The organism is Zongyangia acetica (assembly GCF_038739695.1).
GTDB lineage: Bacteria > Bacillota > Clostridia > Oscillospirales > Ruminococcaceae > Zongyangia > Zongyangia gallinarum.
Genome location: NZ_JBBEWN010000007.1, coordinates 159,143 through 168,254 on the forward strand (window position 1 = coordinate 159,143; position 9,112 = coordinate 168,254).

Genomic DNA, 9,112 nt, shown 5'->3' on the forward strand with positions numbered 1-9,112 from the left:
GAGGAAACAGTTTGGATATCAAAAAATTGACCCTGACCCTGGCCTCCCGTTACGGCGTCAGCGGGGAGGAACAGGGAGCCGCTCAGGTGGCGGCGGATTATCTGAAAAAATGGGGCCCGGTACATTCCGATGCCTTGGGCAATCTCATCTGCGCCCTCCATCCCGTCCCGGAGAGCGGGGAGCATGTCATGCTCTGCGCCCATATGGATGAGATCGGGATGATTGTCACCGCCATCGAGGATACCGGATTTCTCAAGGTGGCGGCGGTAGGCGGTGTGGACCGCAGGACCCTGCTGGCCTCCCCGGTGAAGGTGCTGGCCAAAGAAAAGCTGGATGGGGTCGTCTGCTCCATCCCTCCCCATCTCCAGCGGGGAGAGGAGAGCAAAAAGGTGCCGCAGATGGACGAAATAGCTATAGATGTAGGCCTTGACGGGGAGACTGCCCGGGAAAAAATCCCCTTGGGAACCCGGGTCGTTGTCTGCCACGAGGGGGCTGCCATGGGAGAGCATCGGATCAGCTCCAAGGCCCTGGATAACCGGGCCGGCTGCGCCGCGGTTCTCTATGCGGCGGAGCTTCTCAAGGACGCGCCTCTTTCCTGCGGGGTTAGCGTGGTCCTCAGCACCCGGGAAGAGCTTTCTTGCAATGGGGCGAAGACCAGCGCCTTTGGCCTAAGCCCCACCCAGGCCATTGCGGTGGATGTGAGCTTTGCCTACACCGAAGACGCCCCCCGGCACAAATGCGGGGAGCTGGCCAAAGGCCCGATGATCGGCGTCTCCCCGGTGCTCTCCAAAAAGCTGAGCGCCGCTCTGACCGAGACTGCCAAAAGACATGAAATCCCCTACCAAACCGAGGTGATGCCGGGGGCTACCTCCACCGACGCCGATGCCATTACCCTGGCGGGAGCCGGGGTGCCCTGCGGGCTCCTCTCCATCCCCCTGCGGTATATGCACACCCCCACCGAGCTCATTGACCTGCGGGATGTGGAAAACTGTGGGCGGCTGATGGCGGCCTATGTGAAAGATACCTTTGGCGTAGCGGGAAAGGCGGTGGAATAAATGGACAGACTCATGGAAACCATCAAAGATTTGAGCCTTCTTTCCGGCGTCAGCGGGGATGAAGGCCGGGTGCGGGAATATATCCAGAAACGGCTGGCGGGTCATTGCCAGATGCGGGTGGACGCCTTGGGCAATCTCATCTGCGAGAAACAGGGAGCAAAGCGGGCTCCCCACCGCCTGATGGTAGAGGCCCACATGGATGAAGTGGGCTTTCTCGTCACCGGCATCACCGAGACAGGGATGCTCCGCTTTGACGAGGTAGGGGGCATTGATCCCCGGGTGGTGATCGGAAAACCGGTCCGGGTAGGGCCGGAAGGCGTCCGGGGGATCATCGGCACCAAGGCCATGCATATGCAGTCGGCCAAGGAGCGGGACGAAACGGTGCCTCTGGATAAACTTTATATCGACATCGGCGCGGACACCAAGGAAGAGGCGGAAAAGCTGGTTTCCTTGGGGGATAGCGTGGTATGGGAAAGCGCTTTTACCCCCTTTGGAGACGGCTTTCTCAAGGCCAGAGCCCTGGATGACCGGGCGGGCTGCGCGATTTTAATGGATATGATCCAGGGAGAAATCCCTTATGATACCACCTTTGTCTTCACCACCCAGGAAGAGGTGGGAACCCGTGGGGCTCAGACAGCGGCCTTTGGGGTGGATCCCCAGTTTGCCATTGTGCTGGAAACCACCACGGCGGCGGACATCGCCGGGGTGGAGGAAATAAATCAGGTCTGCCGGCTGGGCAAGGGCCCGGTGATCTCGGTCATGGACCGGGGCGCCATCTATGACAAGGGGCTGGTCAACTTGGCCATAGCCACAGCCCAGAGCCGGGGAATCCCGGCCCAGATCAAGGAGGGGGTCTACGGCGGCAACGACGCTCGGTCGGTACACACGGCCCGGGCCGGAGTGCGGACCTTGGCTATCTCCATGCCCTGCCGGTACCTTCATTCCCCCTCCTGTGTCCTCAAGACCCAGGACATCACCGCCACGCGGGATCTGACCGCCGCTCTGCTGGCCTCCATTTGGGAGGAGAGCGCCCGGTGATCCGGCTCCTAGAAGGGGGCGGCCGGGAGATTCCCCTCCAAAGTCCCCTGTCCCTCCTCTGTGCCCTGGATTTCGCGGCCTATGAGAACCGGTATCCCTTCTCCCAGGTGTGGGAATGGAAAAACCAAGGGATGACGGAGGGATGTCTTTGCCTCTTTTATAGCGAAGCCACGGCTTGGGCCGGGGAGGAGACCGGGGCTGCAGAGATAGCGGAGTATCTCTCCGCCCTTTCCTGGGACAGCCTTCTTTGCACCGGGGAGATTGCCCGCCATTTGCAGGACATACCGGGGCGGAGGAAGCCCATCTGGGCCCTGGGGGCCAGAGATCTTCCTGGCAGGAAGGAGGAAAGGGCGGTACACCCCTCCGAAGCGGAAGCTTATGAGCTGCTTTCTATGAGCGTCCGGGGAACACTGCCCTCTTTTGACGGATGGTACTGCGACCGGAACCATCGGGCCCGGCGAGGGCTGATGGAGACCTGGGGAATCCGGGATAGCCGAGGCCTAGCCGCCACCCTGACGGCGTCGGGTTTGGATGGGCAGCTATATCTATCTGACATCGCCACCCGGTCGGACTGCCGGGGACAGGGCTATTTCCGGCGGCTTTTGGGCCATGTGTCCGCCCAGTATCCGGGAAGGATGCTGCGGCTGTTGACCCGGGAAGAGAATGCCTGCCGCATCTATCAGCGGGCGGGCTTTGTCATCGAAAAGGAGAATATTGTTACCATACATAAGGAGACAAATCATGCAGCAGGAATTTTTTAAAATCGCGCCTGCCTTAGAGGAAAAGGCAAAACAGGCGGAGGAAATGTGCTGGGAACCCTTCCGGCGGATTGAGGAAATCTGTGAATACAATCAGCTGAAGGTCCTTTCTGCCTTTATCAAAAACAATGTGTCTGAATATCATCTCCACGGCACCACTGGCTATGGCTACGACGACCGAGGCCGGGATACCCTGGACGCGGTATTTGCCCAGGCGATGGGCTGTGAGGATGCCCTGGTGCGCCATACCTTTGTCTCCGGCACCCATGCCCTGGTGACCGCCTTGTTTGGGGTGCTGCGGACGGGGGATACCATGGTGTCCCTCACCGGCCGGCCCTATGATACATTAGAAGAAGCCATCGGCCTGCGAGGGGAGAACAACGGCTCCCTCAAAGAATTTGGCGTCCACTACCGGGAGGTTCCCATGGCAGGGGAGGCGCCGGATTATGAGAAGATACCGGAGGCCTGCGTAGGGGCCAAGGTTGCCTATATCCAGCGGTCCCGGGGCTATTCCCTCCGGCCCTCCCTCAGCGTGGCGGAGGTGGGAAGAATGGCCAAGCTGGCCCGGGAAAAGAATCCGGACATTGTGGTGATGGTGGATAACTGCTATGGGGAATTTGTAGAGGAACAGGAGCCTACCCAGGTGGGGGCGGATTTGATCATCGGCTCCCTGATTAAGAATCCGGGAGGCGGCCTTGCCCGCACCGGCGGTTACATTGCCGGCAAAGCCAAATGGGTGGAGCAGTGCGCCTACCGTCTCACAGCCCCTGGCATGGGCAAGGAGGTGGGCTGTACGTTAGAGCAGAATCGAGAGCTCTTTATGGGGCTTTTTTACGCCCCTACGACCACAGCCAACGCCCTGAAAACCGCTGTCTTTGCCTCCGCTCTTTTTGAGCTGCTGGGCTTTGGGGTGACGCCTCGCTTTGACGAGCTCAGAGCGGATATTATCCAAGCGGTACAGCTGGGAAATCCTGAAGGCCTGATCGCTTTCTGCCAGGGCATCCAGAAGGGAGCGGCAGTAGACGCCTACGTGGCTCCTGAGCCCTGGGATATGCCAGGCTATGACAGCCAGGTGATCATGGCGGCCGGGGCCTTTACCATGGGCGCCTCTATCGAACTTTCCGCTGACGCGCCGTTGCGGGAACCCTATGCCGCCTGGATGCAGGGAGGTCTGATCTATCCCGCGGCGAAGATGGGGGTCATGCTGGCAGCTCAGTCCATGCTGGAAAAAGGGCTGCTGCCAGAGATCTCTCATTGACAGACAGATATTTCTATGCTAAAATAGTCTTTACGAAACGTGGCCTATCCTCAAAGAAAGGTCACGGATTCTGCGGGCGTGGCGGAATGGCAGACGCGCTGGTCTTAGGAGCCAGTACTTCGGTGTGTGGGTTCAAGTCCCACCGCCCGCACCAAAAAAAACCGCCCAGGAAAGCCATTCCTGGGCGGTCTATTTTTGTTTTACCACACTTGGTACCGCACTCATCCTTTTTCCCGACGCTTAAGAAGCTCCAAGAATAATGAGTTGACCCGGATTGCTACCCGGTTTTGCTCTCCGTCCAATTCGTGGCCGTATGTACCAAAGGTATCCATATTTCGAGAGTGGCCCACCAAAGCCTTCACCTCTCCTTCCGGTAGATTCTTTACCACTGAAACAAAGGTATGCCGCAGTTCGTAAGGCGAGACATAAGAGATATCGTTTGCGTCGCAGAACACAATCCAACGCTTGCGATAATAACTTTCAGACCGCAGCCCAAACACCGTGCCATCTCCCGGCAAATCGCGAAGCTGGGAGGTCAGCTCCGCTTCGGCTAAGGGAGACAGGACAACTGAGCGAATAGCGTTTTCGTTCTTTCCTCTTGTTTCCTCTCCTTCGTTATTAATAGAACGCCGAATGATCACCTTACCGGGCTGGCAGTCCTCTGGATGAAGGCCGCACAATTCGCCGGGCCGCACACCTGTTAAAACTTGAAAGCGGTAAGCATGGATAAATGGGTCTTTGACGCGCTTTCCACGGAATAGGGTGGTATCGGTGGAAAAAAGCTTGATAAGGCTGTCCGGCTGTAAAATGCTTTTTCCTTTATAGCGGGAACCTTTGGGTATCTCCCAATCCTCCGAGTTGAGCAAGACTACCCTCCGCTTACGGCAGAATTTAGCGAAGGCCGCCAGGGTAGCCCGGATATTCATTAGGGTCTTGCGGGATAGTTCCACCGTCTTTCCGTCTTTACCGGTGCGGCGAAAAGCGCTGTCAATGACCTTTTGACAATCCAGGTCGGTCAGGTGGCAAGCCTTCTTTCGTCCCATAACCGGACGGATAAAGTGTTCCACATGGTAGGACTCTTTGCGGTAATTACTTTTGGATGTGGTAGCCTTGACACGTTCCAAATATTCGTCAAGCAGGGCATTGGTGCGGACAGAGAAGGATATAATGTCGCTCTCCAGCCAAGCATCCGCTTTGCGGTTTGCTTCTCTCTGGCCGTTGCGCCCTGGTGTGGAGCAGTAGAATGACTTCCGCACACCATCCTTTTGGACATCGATTCTCCACATTTTCTTTGACTCGATCCACCTTGCGGTGTTAACTCTACGCATGAAAAAACCTCCTTTGAGCGCACTTTACAAAGCCCACCCAAATGAGAGGTATAATACAGGTGTTCAGGCTGTCTTATCCTCTTTGGGTAAGCTTCCTATATCCCGTCTCGGTGTTCCGGCACTGAGGCGGGATTTTTTATTGATGATTGATTGCGTTAATCTTTTTAAGATTGGCAAAGCCTACAAACGACAGAATCATCTGCACAATGACAAAGAATGCATAGATGAACATGAAGACCATAGAAACAGCATAGAGGATGCCGCCTACCAAGGCAAAAGCTCTGTTATTGAGCGCCCAGCCAAGAATATTAAAGATAGCGGCGACACCAACACACACCATATGGGGCATCACCATGGCAGTGGCTAAGCCTGAACTAATAGCTTCAATAGACCCTGTGGTAGCGACATTAATCCCGGTAAAATATACAACGAGATAGATGGCGTAGGCAATGCCGAGAATGGCGGAAATCAGAAGACAAACGCTTCTCTTTTTCTTCTTTGCCATCATAGGAGCTTTGACCGCAGTCTGTACCGGTCCGTTATCAAAGGACGGAGAAAACGAGACATAGCCGCAATTTGGACAGCGCTCTTCGTTGTGCTCGAATCCACACACACTACACTTCATAAAAATCCCCCCCTACCGACACAGCGAGGATAATGCTACATAAAATGGAAAGATTGTGTTGAATTTTGTCGGTATTTCTAATATAATATATTTTGATAGGAGAACCAACCTATACTCCCTATCTTAAAGCCGTCTCGGTGTTGTAGCACTGAGGCGGTTTTTTATTGGCTGGATTTTTGCATCATGGAATCAATTGCTTGTAAAAGTGTCTCTGTGTTTAACTTGGTCAATCGGTATGTAGCTGAATCTTTTTTTACTTCACTTGATAAAATTGATATTTCTACGGTAGGAGCCCATTCATTTGTGGTCTTAAGATTTATTGACATTTTCGTAATGGTTTCTTTGGTTCCACGCCCCATGAGACCGCCAACAACCAGACCTGCCCCTCCAAACAGAATGCCTCCGGCAATAGCACCTCCAACACCACTTTTAGAGATGGTATTGCCGTCCTGAAATACTTCATAATCTAAGATTTCATCAAAGCTAAAGATATAAGCCTTTTGCGACTTTAACAATTTCTTAGGCGCGACAGCAAATAATCTGTTTATGTAGTCAATATGAAGTAGATAAGGAAACTCCCGGGGAGAAAATATCTGGTACAGTCTTTTGTTTCCAATCGCTTCTTCCATATTACGCTTGATATCACTAGAAGTAAATCGTTGAGGAAAAACAACATATTGAGTACACTGATCCCAACATTTTCTGCACATCTTACCGTCTGCAAGTACAATGCTAGTTAGTGCCGGCAATTTTCCACCGCAAATGACACATCCATCTTTTTTACCCAATGCCCCCATAAGTAAATCCTCCTTTTTATAACCCTCGACACAATCCTACGGCCAGACCTTCTATAGCTACTTCGCTTATTTCTTCTTTGCGCAAGATAATCGATGTGTATGCAGGATTCTCTGGCCGCAATTCGATGTAGTCCTTATGAATGTATACCCGCTTGAGAGTGGCTTCGTCACCAATGCGAACGGCGGCTATCTGTCCATTTTCAATTTGGACGCCCTTCTTAATGGCAACCAAATCACCATCGCAAATGGTGGGTTCCATACTATCTCCTTTGCATATTAAAGCAAATGTGGCATGCCACATAGCGGGAGCAGAAACATAACCTTCTAGGTTTTCTTTTGCGGTGATCGGTTCCCCACAAGCGATACGGCCCACAAGCGGGATTTCCGCCATATCAGGCAATGGATCAAATCCAGATGGAATGGGTGTTTCGCTACCTTGTTCCCATCCACAGATCCAAGCAGGAGAAACATCAAGTGCGTTTGCAATAGCCTCGATTTTATCGGATGGAATGTTGGACACTACTCCGCTTTCGTACTTATAGATTGTCTGTTTCGACTCTCCAATCATGTCTGCTAATGCGGTTTGCGTAATTCCAAGTTGCTCCCTGCGCATTTTAATGCGTTCTCCTTTTTTCAATCCACCACCCCCTATGTGTTTGTTTGATTATAGTATAACACAAATAAGTTACAAGTCAACACAAAAATATCTTGACAAGTTACTGCGATCTGGCTATAATGGTAGTAGCTTAAGAAGTTACGGAGGTGATATAATGATTCAGGTTGACAAGCTGAGGGGGATCATTGCTGAACGTGCCATGTCTCAATGCGACGTCGCAAAAGCCATCGGAATTTCCCCAAAAACATTCTATGAAAAAATGAAAAAAGGTGTATTTGGGAGTGACGAGATCGATGCAATGATTTCAGTATTGGACATAGATAACCCGGCAGAAATTTTTTTTACCCGATAGTAACTTTTTAAGTCACCAGCTTATCGCCAATCAAGAAAGGAGGCGAAAAAAGATGGAAAGCACAAAACAAAAGCGCCCGCAACAGGCAAAAGAAAGCGGGCGCAAGAGAAGATACATTATGCAGTTTGGTTTTCCAAGGCGGAGAGCCTTGCCTGAAGATCGTTGATCTGCTGCTGAAGGAGATCGGTTTTTCGCTCTAATTCCCACTGCTTTTCATGGGTAAGCTTGTAACCGTCAAACAATGCTTCAATACGTTTCGATACTTCATTTTCAATTTTAAGATTGATCCGGGTTTCGGACTCTTTAACCTCATTTTTCACATCCTGAATAGCCTGGAAAAGGATTTGAAACTGTTCAAGCATTTCTTTATCCATCGCGACAACCTCCTTGGAACTACAGTATAACATGGATAAGACGGTGGTTCAAGCGAGATTCCACCAATACCAATAAAAGAAAGGAGACGACAATATGAGCCGAGTCATATATACAGAAACATCTGTGTTTCCAAAGTACCGAGCATTAGGAGAACGCATCAGGCAGGAAGACTACACACAGGCGGAGCTTGCTAAAGAAATGGGAAAAAGCGGCGCTTACATCAGCTTAAGAATGCGTGGAAAGGTGGACTGGAGCCTGAGCGACATGCAGACCATCTGCAAGATACTGGGCATCACAGGAAACGAGGTGCTAAAGTATTTCCCGATTGTATAAGGAGGCGAAACGACATCAAAGCAAAATCAGTTAGACTTCTAACAACAGCCACAGTAACAGCGGTGATCCTAGGACTTTCAAGTTTCGCGGCATGTCCAACAGCACCCCAGCAAACAGCACCCCAAAAGCCGCAGAGCGTTGTGAATCTTCCCGTCTCTGTGGCTCTGTATGAGCCGATTGTGGACGAGCCTGTCTACTATGACGTGCCGTTGGAACACCCCTTGCAAGACCACCTGTTTGATCTGTGCGAGGAATACGGCGTGCCGGTAGAGATGGCGCTGGCGGTGATGGAACAGGAGTCCCGCTTCCAGTCAGACGTAGTCAGCGAGGGAGGAGATCAGGGACTTTTCCAGATCAATCCCGTGAACAATAACTGGCTCCAGGAGACCCTGGGACTTGACGACATCATGGAGCCCGCGCAGAACATAGAGGCGGGTGTCTACATGCTGAGCCTGTTCGACTATGAGGATCCGCACAAGCGGCTGATGGCTTACAATTGCGGGATAGGACGAGCCAAAGAACTATGGGAGGGTGGAGTCACCAGGACAAGCTACAGCGAAGAGGTGACAGAGAGGAT

General features: G+C 52.5%; 12 protein-coding genes and 1 tRNA gene. 8 read left to right on the plus strand and 5 right to left on the minus strand.

What is annotated here, in order from left to right; translation table 11 throughout:
• The first annotated feature begins 11 nt into the window (after positions 1 to 11).
• From WGC32_RS08305 to WGC32_RS08325, 5 genes are all read left to right on the plus strand, one after another.
• Positions 12 to 1,055, plus strand: a complete 1,044-nt coding sequence (locus WGC32_RS08305; RefSeq protein ID WP_342681341.1) for a M20/M25/M40 family metallo-hydrolase — start codon at positions 12 to 14, stop codon at positions 1,053 to 1,055.
• Complete coding sequence (locus WGC32_RS08310) at positions 1,056 to 2,093, plus strand: M42 family metallopeptidase (protein ID WP_342681342.1); 1,038 nt, start codon at positions 1,056 to 1,058, stop codon at positions 2,091 to 2,093.
• Positions 2,090 to 2,854, plus strand: a complete 765-nt coding sequence (locus WGC32_RS08315; RefSeq protein ID WP_342681343.1) for a GNAT family N-acetyltransferase — start codon at positions 2,090 to 2,092, stop codon at positions 2,852 to 2,854. Before WGC32_RS08310 ends, WGC32_RS08315 begins: the two co-directional genes overlap by 4 nt.
• Entirely contained in the window at positions 2,835 to 4,109 is a 1,275-nt protein-coding gene (locus tag WGC32_RS08320) for a methionine gamma-lyase family protein (RefSeq protein ID WP_342681344.1), read from the plus strand. Before WGC32_RS08315 ends, WGC32_RS08320 begins: the two co-directional genes overlap by 20 nt.
• A 72-nt stretch (positions 4,110 to 4,181) precedes the next feature.
• Positions 4,182 to 4,263, plus strand: a tRNA-Leu gene (locus WGC32_RS08325).
• A gap of 67 nt (positions 4,264 to 4,330) precedes the next feature.
• On the opposite strand, the gene WGC32_RS08330 is transcribed toward WGC32_RS08325, so the two are convergent.
• The 4 genes from WGC32_RS08330 to WGC32_RS08345 form a co-directional block, all read right to left on the minus strand.
• Positions 4,331 to 5,437, minus strand: a complete 1,107-nt coding sequence (locus WGC32_RS08330) for a site-specific integrase (protein ID WP_342681345.1) — start codon at positions 5,435 to 5,437, stop codon at positions 4,331 to 4,333.
• A gap of 136 nt (positions 5,438 to 5,573) precedes the next feature.
• Entirely contained in the window at positions 5,574 to 6,062 is a 489-nt protein-coding gene (locus tag WGC32_RS08335; protein WP_224771567.1) for a hypothetical protein, read from the minus strand.
• A 161-nt stretch (positions 6,063 to 6,223) separates the two neighbouring features.
• Entirely contained in the window at positions 6,224 to 6,859 is a 636-nt protein-coding gene (locus WGC32_RS08340; RefSeq protein ID WP_342681346.1) for a DUF4428 domain-containing protein, read from the minus strand.
• 16 nt (positions 6,860 to 6,875) lie between these two features.
• Entirely contained in the window at positions 6,876 to 7,496 is a 621-nt protein-coding gene (locus WGC32_RS08345; RefSeq protein ID WP_342681347.1) for a LexA family protein, read from the minus strand.
• A gap of 133 nt (positions 7,497 to 7,629) precedes the next feature.
• Here WGC32_RS08345 and WGC32_RS08350 point away from each other — a divergent pair, with 133 nt between their 5' ends.
• Positions 7,630 to 7,827, plus strand: a complete 198-nt coding sequence (locus tag WGC32_RS08350; RefSeq protein WP_191509558.1) for a helix-turn-helix domain-containing protein — start codon at positions 7,630 to 7,632, stop codon at positions 7,825 to 7,827.
• Positions 7,828 to 7,943: 116 nt separating this feature from the next.
• Here WGC32_RS08350 and WGC32_RS08355 read toward each other — a convergent pair whose 3' ends face one another.
• On the minus strand, positions 7,944 to 8,201 hold the full coding sequence (locus WGC32_RS08355; protein WP_342681348.1) for a hypothetical protein: 258 nt from the start codon (positions 8,199 to 8,201) through the stop codon (positions 7,944 to 7,946).
• Positions 8,202 to 8,295: 94 nt separating this feature from the next.
• On the opposite strand from WGC32_RS08355, the gene WGC32_RS08360 reads away from it, so the two are divergent.
• A complete protein-coding gene (locus WGC32_RS08360; RefSeq protein WP_342681349.1) occupies positions 8,296 to 8,535 on the plus strand; it encodes a helix-turn-helix domain-containing protein in 240 nt (79 codons plus the stop codon).
• 140 nt (positions 8,536 to 8,675) lie between these two features.
• On the plus strand, positions 8,676 to 9,112 hold a 437-nt coding region (locus WGC32_RS08365), incomplete at its 3' end, for a transglycosylase SLT domain-containing protein (protein ID WP_342681350.1).